Here is a 16,480-nt window from a genome sequence, read left to right on the forward strand (position 1 = left end):
CCGGGGCTTGCTCTGTCAGGGACGGATGCGTACCTTTGCCGGCTTTTATTTTGACGCATTGATCAGGATTTCTGGTTTTTGCAGCGTTCGCTCATTCAAGAGGAAACAGCATGTCCGTCGATCTCGCGCATATCCGCCAAGTCATGGCCGAAGCCGATTGCCTGCACAGCAATGCCGAGGTCGAAGTGGCCATCGACGCCATGGCGGCCGCCATCAACAGCGAAATGGCCGACAGCAACCCCGTGGTGTTCTGCGTGATGAACGGCGGGCTGATCTTCTCAGGCAAGCTGTTGCCCAAGCTCAACTTCCCGTTGGAATTGTCCTACCTGCACGCCACCCGCTACCGCAATGAAACCAGCGGCGGCGAGCTGTTCTGGAAGGCCAAGCCGGAAATCTCCTTTATCGACCGCGACGTGCTGATCATCGACGACATCCTCGATGAAGGGCACACCCTCGGTGCAATCATAGATTTCTGTCGCCATGCCGGTGCCAAGAACGTGCGCATTGCCGTGCTGGTAGACAAGACCCACGACCGCAAGGCGCGCCCCGACCTCAAGGCCGATTACGTCGGCATGCCCTGCGTTGATCGCTATGTGTTTGGCTATGGCATGGACTACAAGGGCTACTGGCGTAATGCGCCGGGGATCTACGCGGTCAAAGGGCTGTAAGGCTGCCTTTGTAAGGTAGGGTGGAAAACCGCGAAGCGTTTCCCACCATCAAGCGCCAAGATGGATAAGCTGCGCGCTATCCACCCTACGTTTGCTACAAAATCGCGGTGTTTCTTTAGGCGTGGCCTTGGCTGCGATAGTAGTTTTCAGCTCCCCTGTAGCCAACGTAGCGCCTTTTCTCTGGCCTGGACCAGGTCGCGTACATAGGCCAGTTGCCCTTCAACCCGTACGATCCCGGCGCGGCGTAATTGCAGGCGCACCTGCGCGGTTGGCCCGCTGAGTATCAGGGCGACGTGCTGCTCACGGTAGTCGCGCAGCACATTGTCCAGTGCGGCGATGGCGGTCATGTCCAACAGCGGTACGGCGCTGATATCGACGATCACCACCTTCACCCCAGGAGTAAAGCGCCTGAGCACGCTCAGGGCCTTTTCTGCTGCGCCGAAGAACAGCGGGCCGCGAATGGCGTAGGCCAACACATGTTCGGGTAGATCATTAAGCGCCTGGTGAAAGTGCTTGGGCAGCGCTTCGGTATCGGTCAAATCGCTCATGCGCTTGATAAACAGCCCGGCAGCCAGCAGCAGACCGACGCCCACCGCCAGCACCATGTCGAACAGCACGGTGAGGATCAGGCAGGTCAGCAGCACCAGCACGTCACTGCGTGGGGCAATGCGCAGGGTATGGCGCACATGCCGCGGCTCGCTCATGTTCCACGCTACCACCAGCAGCAGGGCGGCCAGCGCGGCCATTGGCAGGTAACTGAACAACGGCGCGAGAAACAGGATGGCGATCAGCACTACGCCGGCATGAGCAATCGCAGCCAGCGGCGAGTAAGCCCCGGCGCGCACGTTGGCGGCGCTGCGGGCAATCGCGGCAGTGGCGGTGATGCCGCCGAACAGCGGCGCAATCAGATTACCGATGCCCTGGCCGATCAACTCGCCATTGGGGTCGTGCTTGCTGCCGGTCATGCCATCGGCAACCACCGCGCACAGCAGCGATTCGATCGCGCCGAGCATGGCGATGGCAAAAGCCGGGGCGAGCAGTTGGCGGAACAGCTCGAAGCTCACCACCAGCGGTTGGCCATCGGCTCCGGGTAGCTGCCAGGGCCAGATAAAACTCGGCAGAAACGGCGGAATACCCGGGTGCTCAACGCCATTCAGGCTGTAGCTGAAGCGCTCGCCAATGGTCGCCACGGGAATCTGCAGACTTTCCAGCAGCAGCCCGAGCAGTGCGCCAATGGTCAGTGCCACCAGATGCCCCGGTATTTTCGGCACCCAGCGCGGCCAGATCAGCAGCGTCGCCAGACACACCAGCGCCACCAGGCTGTCGCCCAGTTGCAGGCCGGGCAGGGCATGCAGCAGGCCATTGAGCTGTTCGATGTAGTTGTTCGGCTGGCTGCTGAGCTGCAGGCCGAACAGGTCCTTGATCTGCAGGGTGGCGATGACGATGCCGATACCAGCGGTAAAACCCAGCGTCACCGGGTAGGGGATAAATTCGATCAGCCGCCCGGCGCGCATCAGCCCCAGGGCAATCAGGATCAATCCCGCCATCAGGGTGCACAGCAGCAGGCCACCGAGGCCGAATTGCTGGGTGATCGGCAACAGAATCACCACAAAGGCGGCGGTCGGCCCGGAGACGTTAAAGCGCGAGCCGCCAAACAGGCCGATCAGCGTGCCGGCCACCAGCACCGTATACAGGCCGTGCTGTGGCGCGACGCCGACGGCAATCGCCAGCGCCATGGCCAGCGGAATGGCGATAATCCCCACCGTGACCCCGGCGCTCAGGTCGCTGCGCAGGTTTTTCCAGCCGTAGCCGGCGCGTAAGGTCTGTCGCCAGGCGGAGAACAGCGGTGGTAAGGGCCGCGACATAAGGACTCCCAACTCGATGGGCGCAGTATAGGGCTAGGGCGCGGCGGCCTGTGTTGACCTAAGTCGGCTGTTGCCCACACTCGGTGCGTGTTAGAACGCTCGGCTGAGCTGCATCCGTTGAGCCGTGCCCGCCCCGGCGGTACACTGCCGGCCCCGTGTGGCCTGGTTAGCTGGAGTGAACGATGCGTAAAGACAAGAAACAGGTGATTGGCGAAGAGATTGGTGACGAGCCGATCAAGCTGTTCCTCGGTGTGGAGCCGGCCGATGCCACGCCGCCGTCGCTGCACAAACTGGTCAAGGCCTACCGCGGCCTGCGTATCGACGACTTCGAGCGCTTTGTCGGCTTCTTCGTTGCCGCCGGCTACGACCTGAATGCCAAGGACGCCGAGGGTAATGACTTTATCGCGCTGATCCAGGATCAACGCTTTGCCGAACCCTATATCGACGTGATAAAAGCCGCTCGCAGCTAACTTCGAGTCAGCGCATGCCGCGCTGATTAAGGCTCACGCCTGCCCACAAAGCCGCGACTTGCTCGCGGCTTTGTCGTTTCTAAAACCCGTTCTGCTTCTTGCTGATAATCACGCAAATCAATAGTGCTGGGCGGGGCGAGACGACCGGTCATATTCTTGCCGGCATGAACTCCAGTATCCGACTCGACAAGCGTGACCTGATCCTCGCCAAAGGTGCCGAGGTGATGACCCGACGTGGTTATCACGGTGCCGGCGTGCAGGAAATCGTGCAGGCGGCGGGGGTGCCGAAAGGCTCCTTCTACCACTACTTTGCGAGCAAAGAAGACTTTGCCCTGCAGGCCCTGCAGCAGGTCTACCAGCCGCGCCTGGCGCGTTATGCCGAAGCCCTGGCCAATCCGGCGCTCAGCCCGCGCGAACGCATCCTCGGCTATTACGCCGAACTGGTGGAACACTTCGCCCGCCAGGAACGTCTGGAATACCACTGCTTTATTGGCAGCCTGAGCTTCGAGATGGCTGAGCTGTCGCCGACGCTGGGGGCGCAGGTCGATGCGATTCTGCAGGCCTCGGCGGACATCCTGCAGGGCTGCCTGGAACAGGCGCAGGCCGCTGGCGAACTGCCCGCCGATGAGGATTGCCGCAACCTGGCGAGCTTTATCGCCAACGCCTGGCAAGGCGCACTGACCCGCCTCAAGGTGGCGAACAACACCCGCGCCCTGGCCGACTTTATCCAACGCCTGCAGCTGCTGTTGCAGGCCTGATCGCAACCCCCTTTAACCAGTTGCGGCGCTCTGGCCGCCCCGAGGAATGATGATGACCGATCCCGTTAAAGCGCTGTTCCAACCCTTTACCCTGGGCAACCTGGAGCTGCCGACCCGTGTGGTCATGGCGCCGATGACCCGTTCCTTCTCCCCGGGCGGCGTACCCAACAGCAAAGTCATCGAGTACTACCGCCGCCGCGCTGCTGCCGGTGTCGGCCTGATCGTTACCGAAGGCACCACCGTCGGTCACAAGGCATCCAACGGTTACCCGAACGTGCCACGTTTCTACGGCGAAGACGCCCTGGCCGGCTGGCAGAAAGTGGTCGAGGCGGTGCACGCCGAAGGCGGCAAGATCGTTCCGCAGCTGTGGCACGTGGGCAATGTGCGCAAGCTGGGCACCGAGCCGGACGCCGGCGTGCCAGGCTACGGCCCGAGCGAAAAAATCAAAGAAGGCAATGTGCTTGTGCACGGCATGACCCAGGACGACATCAGCGAGGTGATCGCCGCCTTCGCCCAAGCCGCCAAGGATGCCAAGGCTATCGGCATGGATGGCGTGGAAATCCACGGTGCCCACGGTTACCTGGTCGACCAGTTCTTCTGGGCCGGCAGCAACCAACGTACCGATGAATACGGTGGTGATCTGGCGCAGCGCTCGCGCTTCGCCATCGAGCTGATCCAGGCCGTACGCGCCGCAGTGGGCCCAGACTTCCCGATTATCTTCCGCTTCTCGCAGTGGAAGCAGCAGGACTACAGCGCCCGCCTGGTGGAGACTCCAGAAGCCCTGGAAGCCTTCCTCAAGCCATTGGCTGACGCCGGCGTGGATATCTTCCATTGCTCGACTCGGCGCTTCTGGGAGCCGGAGTTCGACGGCTCCGAGCTGAACCTGGCGGGCTGGACCCGCAAGCTGACTGGCAAGCCAACCATCACCGTCGGCAGCGTCGGCCTGGACGGCGAGTTCCTGCAGTTTATGGTCAACACCGACAAGGTGGCTCAGCCGGCCAGCCTGGAAAACCTGCTGGAGCGCCTGAACAAGCAGGAGTTCGACCTGGTGGCCGTAGGCCGCGCCCTGCTGGTCGACCCGGATTGGGCGGTAAAAGTACGCGATGGCCGCGAGCAGGACATTCTGCCGTTTAGTCGTGATGCGTTGACTAGCCTGGTCTAAGAACCTATCTCGAATCTGCTGCGCGTCGGCGATACGGCGTTAAAAACAGGCTCGGAATGCTCATGTACAGCTCGTACACTCCGCTTCCTCGCCTGTTTTTGCCTTGTCTCGCTCTAGCTCGCGAGATCCGAAACAGGTTCTAAATACCCGTTTTATCGTGTGCGCCGCAAAACGGCGCAACACTCCTCAGCCCCGGCACATCGGGGCTTTTTTTCGCCTACGGGAAAGTGCCAGCCCCTCTACTACTATTGGCTATACGCGTTATTTCCCCGTTATGTACTGGCAAGGATTCGTCGATGAAGCGATTGCTGCAGATTGTCCTGACCCTGGTGTTGTTACTGCTGCTGGCTCTGGCGGCGGCTGTTGCCTGGAGCTGGGCACCGGATCGGCCCCTGGCGGATCTGAAGCCGCGCTGGGCCTTGCCGCCGTCGCAGTTCGTGGCCATCGACGGCATGCTGGTGCACCTGCGCGATCAGGGTCCGCGCGACGACCCCGCGCCTATCGTGCTGCTGCATGGCACTTCGGCCAGCTTGCACACCTGGGAAGGCTGGGTCGCCGCCTTGCAGGCGCAGCGGCGGGTTATCAGTCTGGATCTGCCAGGCTTCGGCCTGACCGGGCCGTTCCCCGATGGCGATTACCGCATCGGCCACTACAGCGCCTTTCTGGGCAAGGTGCTCGATCAGCTGCGGGTGCCGCGCGCCGTGGTCGCGGGCAACAGTTTCGGCGGTCAACTGGCCTGGCAGTTCGCCCTGGATTATCCGCAGCGGGTCGAGCGCCTGGTGCTGGTCGATGCGGCCGGCTACCCGCGCAATGCCACTTCGGTGCCCATCGGCTTTCGCCTGGCGCAGATTCCCGCCTTGGCACCGCTGATGGCCAACGTGCTGCCGCGGCAGATGATCGAATCGAGTATTCGCAATGTCTACGGCGATCCGGGCAAGGTCACGCCTGAGCTGATCGACCGCTATTACGAGCTGACCCTGCGCGCCGGCAACCGTGAGGCGTTGCGCCAGCGTTTCCTGCAGGTATCCGCGGGTGATGACTCCCGGCGTATTGCCGAGCTGAAGCTGCCGACCCTGATTATCTGGGGTGGCCGCGACGGGTTGATCCCGCCGGATAACGCCGAGCGCTTTAATCTCGATATTGCCGGCAGCCGCCTGGTGGTCTTCCCCGACCTCGGCCATGTGCCCCAGGAAGAAGACCCCGCGCGCACGGTGGCGCAGGTGCAGCGCTTCCTTGGCGAATAGCGGCGCATCGGCTACAGCCCCGATGGACCGTGCCATTGGCGCGTAGTGGGGATTGCGCGGTCTTGGTCTAGGCTGTTCGAAAGCCATCACTCGACAGGTAGCGTTATGCCCAAGGCCATCCGGGTTTTTGTGCACGCCGTGGAAGCGCTGAATCGGCGGGTCGGCCGCTTCGCCATGTACCTGATCTTCGCCATGCTCGGCGTGCTGCTGTACTCCTCGATCAGCAAGACCTTCTTCGTGCCGGCGGTCTGGACGCTGGAGTCGGCGCAGTTCCTGATGGTCGCCTATTTTCTGCTCGGCGGGGCCTATTCCATGCAGCTCGATGCCCATGTGCGCATGGACCTGTTCTATTGCCGCTGGTCAGCGAAAACCCGTGCGGCGATCGATGTGCTGACCATCGGCTTTCTGCTTTTTTACCTGGTGTTGCTGCTCTACGGCGGCCTTTCCTCGACCCTGTATGCCCTTGAGTACAACGAAACCAGTTACTCGTCCTGGGCCCCGGCGATGGCTCCGATCAAGATCGTCATGTGTGTCGGCATCGCGTTGATGCTGCTGCAGGCCATCGCCACGCTGTTTCGTGATATCGCCGTGATGCGCGGGGAAAGCCTGTAATGGAATACGAACTGCTGGCCGTACTGATGTTCTCCTCGATGATGTTGCTGCTGCTCACCGGCAAGCGTGTATTCGGTGCCATTGGGTTTGTCGCCGTGGCGTCGGCCCTGCTGCTGTGGGGCGATGGCGGGGCGGAGATGGCCTTCAGCGCGGCGATGAAATTGATGAAGTGGTACCCGTTGCTGACCCTGCCGATGTTCGTGTTTATGGGCTACATGCTCTCCGAGTCGGGCCTGGCCGAAGACCTCTACAAGATGTTTCACGTCTGGATGGGGCCGCTCAATGGCGGCCTGGCGATTGGCACCATCGGCCTGATGGTGGCGATCTCGGCGATGAACGGCCTGAGCGTGGCCGGCATGGCTATTGGCGCGAGCATCGCTTTGCCCGAGCTGTTGCGTCGGGGTTACGACAAGATCATGGTCACCGGGGTGATCCAGGCCGGCAGCTCGCTGGGCATTCTGATTCCGCCGAGCGTGGTGCTGGTGCTGTACGGCATGATCGCCCGTCAGCCGGTGGGCCAGTTGTGGCTGGCCGGGGTGTTTCCCGGGTTGATGATGGCCGGCCTGTTTGTGCTGTATATCGCCATTCGCTGCCGCTTGCAGCCCGGGCTGGGGCCGGCCTTGTCCGAGGAGGAGCGCGGGCAGATCAGCCGGCGCGAGAAGCTGCTGTTGCTCAAGGCCGGGATTGCCCCGCTGTTTATCTTCTTCTGCATGACCGGGCTGTTTCTGCTGGGCATCACCAGCCTGGTGGAAAGCTCGGCGGTGGGCGCGGCCGCAGCCACCCTGATGGCCTGGCTCAAGGGCCGCTTGAACCGCAGCGTGATGGAAGAAACCCTGCGCAAGACGCTGGCGATCAGCTGCATGTTTATGTGGATCATCCTTGCGGCGTTGTGTTTCGGCGCGGTGTTCGACGGCCTCGGCGCGGTCAAGGCGATTGAGGCGTTCTTTCTCGAAAGCCTGGGGCTGGGGCCTTGGCAGGTGCTGATCCTGATGCAGGTGTCGTTCATCATTATGGGCATGTTCCTCGATGACACGGCCATGCTGGTGATCGTCGCGCCGCTGTATATCCCCTTGGTCGGTGCGCTGGGCTTCGACCTGGTCTGGTATGGCGTGCTCTACACCATCACCTGCCAGATCGCCTATATGACCCCGCCGTTCGGCTACAACCTGTTTCTGATGCGCGCCATGGCTCCGCCCGAGGTGTCACTGCGCGATATCTATGTCTCGGTGACCCCATTCGTCCTGATCATGATCCTGGCGCTGGTGCTGGTCATGGTCTTCCCGCAGCTCGCCCTGTGGTTGCCGCAGTGGCACTACGGCAGTTGAAAACCCGTTTCAGCAGTAGGTAAGCGCAGTCGTGCCGGTCACAGCCGCCGATTCACAAGGGGCTCAGGCAATACCAGGTACAGGTTGCCCGTCTGAAAACCCTGCGCGCCCATCCGGGCCGTGCAGTGCGGTTGTATGCCATCTGAATCGACACGTCTGGAGATAACAGCATGAGTACGAGACGCAGTTTTCTGAAAACCGCCGCGGTGGCCACCGGGGCAGCCGGGGCCACGGCGCTGGGCTCGGCACATATCTACGCCGCCGAGCCGAAGAAGATCACCTGGCGCCTGCAGACCTACGCCGGCCCGGCCCTGGGCGAGCATGTGATCAAACCGTCCATCGACGCCTTCAACAAGGCCGCCAACGGCGAGATGGAAATCCAGCTGTATTACGCCGACCAGCTGGTGCCCACCGGCGAGCTGTTCCGCGCCATGCAGAAGGGCACCATCGATGCGGTGCAGAGCGATGACGACTCCATCGCCGCGCCCGTGGATATCTCGGTGTTCGGTGGCTACTTCCCGTTTGCTACCCGCTACAGCCTGGATATCCCGGTGCTATTCAACCAGTACGGGCTCAATGAAATCTGGGCCGAGGCCTATGGCGAAGTCAAAGGCGTGACCTGGCTCGGTGCCGGTGCCTGGGACCCGTGCCACTTCGCCACGGTCAAACCGGTGACTTCGCTCGCCGACCTCAAGGGCAAGCGCATCTTCACCTTTCCCACTGCCGGTAAGTTCCTCACCCGTTTCGGCGTGATTCCGGTGACCCTGCCCTGGGAGGATGTCGAGGTGGCAATCCAGACCGGTGAGCTGGACGGCATTGCCTGGTCCGGCATCACCGAGGACTACACCGTTGGCTGGGCCAACGTGACCAAATACTTCCTGACCAACAACATTTCTGGCGCTTGGTGCGGTTCCTACTTCGCCAACTCGGACAAGTGGGCCGAGGTGCCGCCGCATCTGCAGACCCTGTTCAAGCTGTGCATGGACAGCTCCAACTACTACCGCCAGCACTGGTACTGGGGCGGCGAGGCGCAACTGCGGGTCGAGGGCGGCAAACTGCAATTGACCTCCATCCCGGCCGCAGAATGGGCCACGGTGGAAGCCGAGGCGCAGAAGTTCTGGGACGAAATCGCCAAGACCAGCCCGCGCTGCGCCCGTGTGGTGGAGATATTCAAGAAGTACAACGCCCTGATGGCCAAGGCCGGCGCACCGTATCGCGGCTAGTAGGCTAAGCACGCTCCGCTACAACCCACGCCCGCGCCGCAAGGTGCGGGCGTGATTGTTTGCGCCGGGGCGAGGCACGACCACCGGCTATCCGGGTTCAGGCAGCGCCATTGATGAGGCTGGTCAGGTTGTCACTAGTTTGCGTAGCGATTGTGCAGGGCCTGGAAGCGGCCATCCTGTTTAACCCTGTGCAGGGCTTCGCGCCAGCGCACGATATCCTGCTCCGGCATCCCGCGGGACAGGGCTATATAGCCTTCGTCGCGGCCGAGTTGCACGGCCGTCGGGCGTACCGTGTCGGCGGCGATGCCGGCCTCGCGCAGCTTCTGGGCAAGGCCGGCATCGGCCGAGGCGACCAGTGCGACCCGGCCGGCTGCGAGCATGTTGAAACAGGTGCTGTAGGCGTTATTGCGCTTCAACTGCGAGAACCCCATGGCCGCCAGGCGTTCGTCATGGGAGCTGCCGTTCAGCACGCACACCGCCAGATCCTTGGCATCCTGCAGGCGTTGGATGCCGGTGGGGCGTTGGGCGTTTTCGTAGAGCCAGTCGGTCTCCTCCCAGATAGGCCCGACCCAGTGTGCCATGGGCAGGCGCTCCGGCGTTTTGCTGAGGTTGAAGAGCACCACATCGTCGCGCTGCTGGAGTTGCGCCAGGCCACGCGCAAGGGGCACCTCCTGGATCGGCAGTGGTTTGGCCATGTCGGCTAGCAGCGTATGCACCAGCTCCAGATAAAACGCGCGCTTGCCGGCATGTTCGCGGCCGCGCAATTGCCCTTCGATAAGTTCGGCCTGGCTGTCCAGGCTGTGGGTGTAGATCAGCCAGTCACGCGCCAGGCAGGCCGTGGGGGCGAGCAAGGACATCAGGCTCAGACCCAGCGCCAGCCCTGCGGCACCAGGGATTTTATGGCGCGTCTGGCCGGGCCCTGGCGTACGGCTGAAAATCGACTTCAAACAACCTCCGGTATGAGCCCTTGAGCAGTTTCATCCGCTCATGCAACCAGACTTTAGCCGAGGCGCGGGCCTGGCGCTTTACCGTGGGCGACACGGCGTTGCCATCTAATGACTGTGCGCCTCAGGTGTAAAGCGCTATCCGCCCCTGAGTGTGCCGCCAAACGATTGTGTCAACGCGCTGTTTTATCCATTCGGCCTGCCAGCCCGACAAATCTGTACCACACTGAACAGGCTTTTTGCCGGGTGTTCTAACAGGCGTTGGGTAGTAGTCGGGGCGCGTTGTGCGGTGGTTGTGGGGATGCGCTTGAGACTCTGTTGTTGCCTGCAGGACTGACACCGGACGTCGGCCATAACGACAGTCATAACAACAAGACACAGGTGCATTTATGCTCAATCCGCGAGACGTGAAAACCGTTCTGGATGCCAAGCGCATTGTCGAGGAGCGGGGCCTCAGCCATATCAAGGTCGGGGTGTTCGACAACGATGGGGTGATGCGCGGCAAATACCTCAGCCGCAGCAAGTTCTTTTCTGCCCTGGAACACGGCTTTGCCTTCTGCGATGTGGTGCTCGGCTGGGACGTCAAGGACCAGCTCTACGACAACGCCCAGTACACCGGCTGGCACACCGGCTACCCGGATGCCCCCGTGCGGGTGCTGCCGCATACCTGCCGCGACCTGCCATTTGAAAACGGCATGCTGCTGTTTATCTGCGAGTTTGCCGGGGCGGCCGAACAGGTCTGCCCACGCGCCACCCTGCGCCGCGTGCTGGAGCGCGGCAAGGCCATGGGCTTCGACGTCTTTGCCGCGCTCGAATATGAATTCTTTATGTTCGAGGAAACCCCGGAATCGGCGCGTGAGAAGGGCTTTCGCAACCTCAAGCCCTTCACTCCGGACTGGTTCGGCTACTCGATGATCCGCAACTCGGTGCACGCCGAGCTGTATCACGAGATTCTCGACATGGCCGAGCGCATGGACTTTCCCATCGAGGGCCTGCACACCGAAACCGGCCCCGGCGTGCTGGAAGCGGCGATTGCCTACGATCAGGCCGAGGCCGCCGCCGACAAGGGCGCGCTGTTCAAAACCTTTATGAAGGTGCTGGCCCAGCGCAACGGCCTGATGGCCACCTTTATGGCCAAGTGGTCGGGTAAGTACCCGGGGCAGAGCGGGCATATGCACGTGTCGCTGCGTGATCTGGCCAGCGGTAAATCGGCGTTCTACGACCCGAGCCAGGCGCACAACATGAGCACGATTCAGCGGCACTTTCTCGCCGGCCAGCAGCGCCTGATGCCGGAATTTCTGTGCATGGTCGCGCCGACGCTGAACAGCTACCGCCGGCTGATTCCTGGCTTCTGGGCCCCCACCGATGCCACCTGGGGTGTGGAGAACCGCACTGCGGCGTTGCGGGTTATTCCCGGCGGCGACAAGTCCCAGCGCCAGGAATATCGCCTCGGCGCGGCGGATGGCAATCCGTACCTGGCGTTGTCGGTGGCCATCGGCTCCGGCCTGTATGGCGTTATGCAGCAATGGCAACCGACTGACCCAGTGGTGGGCAATGCCTACGCGATAAAGCATCCGGAAGAGCTGGCCCTGCCACGCACCCTGTGGGATGCCGCGCAGCGCCTGAAGAACTCCCCGGCTGCCCGTGAGCTGTTCGGCGATGCCTTTGTCGAGCACTTCGCCGCCAGCCGTGAGTGGGAAGAGCGCGAATACCGCCGGCATGTCAGCGATTGGGAATTGGATCGCTACTTCGAAATCATTTAGATCACGCGGCCCGCTGACTCGGGCTGCCGGAGCCTTCCCATGAGCAAACTGCAATGCATATCCCCCATCGATGGCTCGGTGTATGTCGAGCGCCATCTGGCCTCCAATCCGGAGATCCAGGCGGCGCTGGCCAAGGCCGAACTGGCGCAGCAGGCCTGGAAAAACACCCCGCTGGCCGCGCGTATTGCCATCGGCCGCAAGGCGATTGCCGCGTTCGCCGCCAAGGAAAGCCAGCTGGCCGAAGAGCTGTGCTGGATGATGGGCCGGCCGATCCGCTATGCCGCCGGCGAGGTGCGCGGCTTTGTCGAGCGTGCCAGTTATATGGCCGATATTGCCGAACAGGCCTTGGCCGATATCCAGGTGCCGGACAAGCCCGGTTTTATCCGCTTTATCCGCCGTGAACCGCTCGGCGTGGCGCTGGTGATCGCACCCTGGAATTATCCCTACCTGACGGCCGTGAATGCGGTAATGCCGGCGTTGTTGGCCGGCAATGCGGTGCTGCTGAAACACTCGGCGCAAACCCCGCTGTGCGCCGAACGCATGGTCGAGGCCTTTAGCGAAGCCGGTTTGCCGGACGGGGTATTCCAGTACCTGCACCTGAGCCACGGCGAAACCGAGGCGCTGATCCAGGCCCCGACCATCGCCCACGTGGCGTTCACCGGCTCGGTGCCGGGTGGTGCCATGGTCGAGCGGGTGGCGGCAGGGCGCTTTCTCAGTGTCGGCCTGGAACTGGGCGGCAAGGATCCGGCCTACGTGCGGGCCGATGCCGACCTGGCCCATGCGGTGGAAACCACGATTGATGGAGCCTTCTTCAACTCAGGGCAATCCTGCTGCGGCATCGAACGTATCTATGTGCATGAGTCGCTCTTTGCGGCCTTTGTCGAGCAGGCGGTGGCGCTGGTCAAACAGTACAAGCTCGAGCGTTCCGATGACCCGGATACCACCCTCGGCCCGCTGGTGCGGGCGGAGGCGGCGGATTTCGTCCGCGGGCAGATCCATGACGCCGTCAGGCAGGGGGCGATCGCCCATCTGGTGCCGGCCGACTTCCCCCTGGACCAGCCCGGTACGCCCTACCTCGCGCCGCAGGTGCTGACCAATGTGCACCACGGTATGCGGGTGATGACCGAGGAATCCTTCGGCCCGGTGGTGGGCATCCAGCAGGTCAAGGATGACGAAGAAGCCCTGGCGCTGATGAACGACAGCGAATTCGGCCTGACCGCCGCGATCTTCAGCCGTGACGTGGATGCGGCCATGGCCCTGGCCGACCGGGTACAGGCCGGCACGGTGTTTCTCAATCGCTGTGATTACCTCGATCCGGCCCTGGCCTGGACCGGGGTGAAGAACTCCGGGCGCGGCTGCACCCTTTCCAGCGTCGGCTTCGAGCATGTTACTCGGCCGAAATCCTTCAATTTCAAGACTCAGTTGTGAGGCGCGCCATGGACCTGAACCACTACCGCATGAACTGGAATTACCCGACCTCGGTGCGTGTCGGCGCGGGCCGCATCAGCGAACTGCCGGCGGCCTGCCGGCAACTGGGCATGAGCGCGCCGCTGCTGGTCACCGACCCTGGCCTGGCAGCCTTGCCGATGATCGACCGCACGCTGCTGCACTGCCGCGATGATGGCCTCAAGGCCGGGTTGTTCCATGGCATCAAGGGCAACCCCACCGGCGGCAACGTGATGGATGGAGTGGCCGCGTTCAAGGCCGGCAAGCATGACGGGGTGATCGCCTTTGGCGGCGGCTCGGCGCTGGATGCCGGCAAGGCCATCGCCCTGATGGTCGGGCAGGACCGCCCGTTGTGGGATTTCGAGGACATCGGCGACAACTGCAACCGCGTCAATGTCGCCGGCATGGCTCCGGTAGTCGCGGTGCCGACCACCGCTGGCACCGGCTCGGAAGTCGGCCGCGCCTCGGTGATCACCGATGACGCCGCGCATATCAAACGCATCATTTTCCATGCGCGCATGCTGCCGGCGCTGGTGATCCTTGATCCCGAGCTGACCCTCGGCCTGCCGGCCAAGATCACCGCCGCCACCGGTATGGACGCGCTGTCGCACAGCTTGGAAGCCTTCTGCTCACCGCTGTTTCACCCGATGGCAGAAGGCATCGCCCTGGAAGGCATGCGCCTGGTGCAGCAATACCTGCCGCGTTCGGTGGCGCAGGGCGCGGATGTTGAGGCGCGCTTGCAGATGCTGGTGGCCTCGAGCATGGGCGCGACTGCATTCCAGCGCGGCCTGGGGGCCATGCATGCCCTGGCTCATCCGCTGGGCGCGCTGTACGACGCCCATCACGGCCTGCTCAATGCGGTGCTGATGCCCTATGTGCTGGTGGCCAACCGCGAGCGCATCGAGCCGCAGATGGAGAAAATGGCGCGTTATCTGAACCTGGCCAAGCCGGGCTTCAACGGCGTGCTGGACTGGGTGATGGCACTGCGTGAGCAGGTCGGCATACCGCACAGCCTGGGCGAAATAGGCATTGATGACACGCGCATCGCGCAGGTCGGGCAGATGGCCGAGGTTGACCCATCCGCCGGCACCAACCCGATTGCCTTTACCGCGCAGCAGTACAGCCAGCTTTTCGAAAAAGCCCTGCGCGGCACGCTCTAATCTCCTGACTTGCCAGCGTTGCTCACTTAGGCGAGCAGCGCTGTAGCGAACAGATACAGACCCGCCGGTTCTTGGCTTGCGCTGCCCGCGTGTGACTCCTTATAGTCCGCCGGCACTTAAGCGCCCGGCTTGCGTCAGTACCGGCTGCAAGCAGGGCCTGTTACCGCAATGGTGAGAGGCCATGATCGAAATAAAAAAACTAACCAAGCGTTTTGCGCAGCACACCGCCGTCGACGACCTGTCCTTCAGCGTTCAGCCCGGTGAAGTGCTGGGCTTTCTCGGCCCCAACGGTGCCGGCAAATCCACCACCATGAAGATGCTCACCGGCTTTCTTGCGCCGACGGCAGGCTCAGCCAGCATCCTTGGTTTCGATATCCAGAAAGATACCCTCAAGGCCCAGCGCCTGATCGGCTATCTGCCCGAAGGCGCGCCGTGCTACGGCGATATGACGGTGCGTGGCTTCCTCGAATTTATCGCCGAGGTGCGTGGCTTCAAGGGTGCCGCGAAGCGTGAGCGGGTAGCCAAGGCGGTGGCCCAGGTCGAACTGGAAGCCGTTCTGGAACAGTCCATCGAGACTCTGTCGAAAGGCTTCAAGCGCCGCGTCGGCCTGGCCCAGGCGATTCTGCACGACCCCAAGGTGCTGATCCTCGACGAGCCTACCGATGGCCTCGACCCGAACCAGAAGCACCAGGTGCGCAAGCTGATCCAGAGCCTGGCCTACGACAAGATCGTGATCATCTCCACCCACATCCTTGAAGAGGTTTCCGCGGTGTGCACCCGCGCCGTGGTGATCGCCCACGGCAAGCTGCTGGCCGATGGTACGCCGCTGGAGCTGGAAAGCCGCTCGCGTTACCACCAGGCCGTGACCCTGGTGGCCGAAGAGCCGCTGGATCAGACCGAACTGGCTGCGCTGCCGGGGGTTGCCGGGGTGGAAGAAAACCACCTGGAACACAGCCTGAGCATCCTGGCCAAGCCGGGCGAGGTGATCTTCCCGCAGGTCAATGCGCTGATCGCTGCGCGCGGTTGGCAGGTCAAGGAGTTGAATGTCGAACGCGGTCGGCTGGACGAAGTGTTCCGCAGCCTGACCCGTGGGGAGGTGGTATGAGTCAGTTACCGGTGATTTTCAAACGCGAACTGGCGAGCTACTTCGCCACGCCGCTGGCTTACGTATTTATCCTGATCTTTCTGGTGCTGTCCGGGGTGTTTACCTTCTACCTCGGCGGCTTCTTCGAGAGCGGCCAGGCAAACCTGTCACCGTTCTTCAATTTCCATCCCTGGCTCTACCTGTTCCTGGTGCCGGCCATCGCCATGCGCCTGTGGGCCGAGGAGCGCAAGAGCGGCACCATCGAGCTGCTGATGACCCTGCCGATCACCCGTTTCGATGCGGTTACCGGCAAGTTCCTCGCCGCCTGGGTGTTTGCCGGTTTGGCGCTGCTGCTGACCTTCCCGATGATCATCACCGTCAACTACCTCGGTGAGCCGGACAACGGCGCGATCATCACCGGTTATATCGGCAGCTGGCTGCTGGCGGGCGCTTACCTGGCCATCGGCTCGTGCATGTCGGCCCTGGCGAAGAACCAGGTGATCGCCTTTATCCTGGCGGTCAGCGTGTGCTTCCTGTTTATCGTCAGCGGTTTTCCCATGGTGCTCGACGGTTTCAGTGGCTGGGCGCCGCAATGGCTGGTGGATGCGGTGGCTTCGCTGAGCTTCCTGACCCGTTTCGATGCGATCAGCAAGGGCGTGATCGACCTGCGCGACCTGCTGTATTTCCTCACCCTGATTGCCGCCTGGTTGGCTGCGACGGCGGTGGTTATCGACCTGAAGAAAGCTGACTGAGGCC

The 16,480-nt window shown here is 62.5% G+C and carries 15 protein-coding genes; 13 read left to right on the forward strand and 2 right to left on the reverse strand.

Features of this window, described 5'->3' with window-relative positions:
• Positions 1–110: 110 nt before the first annotated feature.
• A complete protein-coding gene (locus tag WBK23_RS16175) occupies positions 111–668 on the forward strand; it encodes a hypoxanthine-guanine phosphoribosyltransferase (RefSeq protein WP_424484950.1) in 558 nt (185 codons plus the stop codon).
• Between the two features lie 146 nt (positions 669–814).
• On the opposite strand, the gene dauA is transcribed toward WBK23_RS16175, so the two are convergent.
• Positions 815–2,533 carry a C4-dicarboxylic acid transporter DauA gene (dauA, locus tag WBK23_RS16180; RefSeq protein WP_424484951.1) on the reverse strand — a complete coding sequence of 573 codons (1,719 nt, stop codon included), beginning with the start codon at positions 2,531–2,533 and terminating at the stop codon, positions 815–817.
• 182 nt (positions 2,534–2,715) lie between these two features.
• Here dauA and WBK23_RS16185 point away from each other — a divergent pair, with 182 nt between their 5' ends.
• The 7 genes from WBK23_RS16185 (at position 2,716) to WBK23_RS16215 (ending at position 9,327) form a co-directional block, all read left to right on the forward strand.
• On the forward strand, positions 2,716–3,003 hold the full coding sequence (locus WBK23_RS16185) for a PA4642 family protein (RefSeq protein WP_424484952.1): 288 nt from the start codon (positions 2,716–2,718) through the stop codon (positions 3,001–3,003).
• 164 nt (positions 3,004–3,167) lie between these two features.
• Positions 3,168–3,761, forward strand: coding sequence for a TetR/AcrR family transcriptional regulator (locus WBK23_RS16190; RefSeq protein ID WP_424484953.1), 594 nt, complete (start codon positions 3,168–3,170; stop codon positions 3,759–3,761).
• Positions 3,762–3,813: 52 nt separating this feature from the next.
• Positions 3,814–4,923, forward strand: a complete 1,110-nt coding sequence (locus WBK23_RS16195) for an NADH:flavin oxidoreductase (protein ID WP_424484954.1) — start codon at positions 3,814–3,816, stop codon at positions 4,921–4,923.
• Between the two features lie 296 nt (positions 4,924–5,219).
• Positions 5,220–6,167 carry an alpha/beta fold hydrolase gene (locus WBK23_RS16200; protein WP_424484955.1) on the forward strand — a complete coding sequence of 316 codons (948 nt, stop codon included), beginning with the start codon at positions 5,220–5,222 and terminating at the stop codon, positions 6,165–6,167.
• Positions 6,168–6,272: 105 nt separating this feature from the next.
• Positions 6,273–6,779, forward strand: a complete 507-nt coding sequence (locus WBK23_RS16205) for a TRAP transporter small permease subunit (protein ID WP_424484956.1) — start codon at positions 6,273–6,275, stop codon at positions 6,777–6,779.
• The gene (locus WBK23_RS16210) at positions 6,779–8,104 is read left to right on the forward strand and encodes a TRAP transporter large permease (RefSeq protein WP_424484957.1); all 1,326 of its coding nucleotides are present in this window, start codon (positions 6,779–6,781) and stop codon (positions 8,102–8,104) included. The genes WBK23_RS16205 and WBK23_RS16210 overlap by 1 nt, the downstream gene beginning before the upstream one ends.
• A gap of 170 nt (positions 8,105–8,274) precedes the next feature.
• Positions 8,275–9,327, forward strand: a complete 1,053-nt coding sequence (locus tag WBK23_RS16215; protein ID WP_424484958.1) for a TRAP transporter substrate-binding protein — start codon at positions 8,275–8,277, stop codon at positions 9,325–9,327.
• A 134-nt stretch (positions 9,328–9,461) separates the two neighbouring features.
• On the opposite strand, the gene WBK23_RS16220 is transcribed toward WBK23_RS16215, so the two are convergent.
• Positions 9,462–10,274, reverse strand: a complete 813-nt coding sequence (locus WBK23_RS16220; RefSeq protein ID WP_424484959.1) for a substrate-binding periplasmic protein — start codon at positions 10,272–10,274, stop codon at positions 9,462–9,464.
• A 386-nt stretch (positions 10,275–10,660) separates the two neighbouring features.
• Between WBK23_RS16220 and WBK23_RS16225 the strand changes: the two genes are divergently transcribed.
• The 5 genes from WBK23_RS16225 (at position 10,661) to WBK23_RS16245 (ending at position 16,476) form a co-directional block, all read left to right on the forward strand.
• Positions 10,661–12,034 (forward strand): glutamine synthetase family protein, encoded by a 1,374-nt coding sequence (locus tag WBK23_RS16225; protein WP_424484960.1) that lies wholly within the window; start codon positions 10,661–10,663, stop codon positions 12,032–12,034.
• 39 nt (positions 12,035–12,073) lie between these two features.
• Positions 12,074–13,462 carry an aldehyde dehydrogenase family protein gene (locus WBK23_RS16230; RefSeq protein ID WP_424484961.1) on the forward strand — a complete coding sequence of 463 codons (1,389 nt, stop codon included), beginning with the start codon at positions 12,074–12,076 and terminating at the stop codon, positions 13,460–13,462.
• 8 nt (positions 13,463–13,470) lie between these two features.
• Positions 13,471–14,640 (forward strand): iron-containing alcohol dehydrogenase, encoded by a 1,170-nt coding sequence (locus WBK23_RS16235; protein ID WP_424484962.1) that lies wholly within the window; start codon positions 13,471–13,473, stop codon positions 14,638–14,640.
• Positions 14,641–14,821: 181 nt separating this feature from the next.
• A complete protein-coding gene (locus tag WBK23_RS16240; RefSeq protein ID WP_424484963.1) occupies positions 14,822–15,745 on the forward strand; it encodes an ABC transporter ATP-binding protein in 924 nt (307 codons plus the stop codon).
• The gene (locus WBK23_RS16245; protein WP_424484964.1) at positions 15,742–16,476 is read left to right on the forward strand and encodes an ABC transporter permease subunit; all 735 of its coding nucleotides are present in this window, start codon (positions 15,742–15,744) and stop codon (positions 16,474–16,476) included. The genes WBK23_RS16240 and WBK23_RS16245 overlap by 4 nt, the downstream gene beginning before the upstream one ends.
• Positions 16,477–16,480 lie beyond the last annotated feature (4 nt).

This window comes from Pseudomonas sp. (genome assembly GCF_049653025.1).
GTDB lineage: Bacteria > Pseudomonadota > Gammaproteobacteria > Pseudomonadales > Pseudomonadaceae > Aquipseudomonas.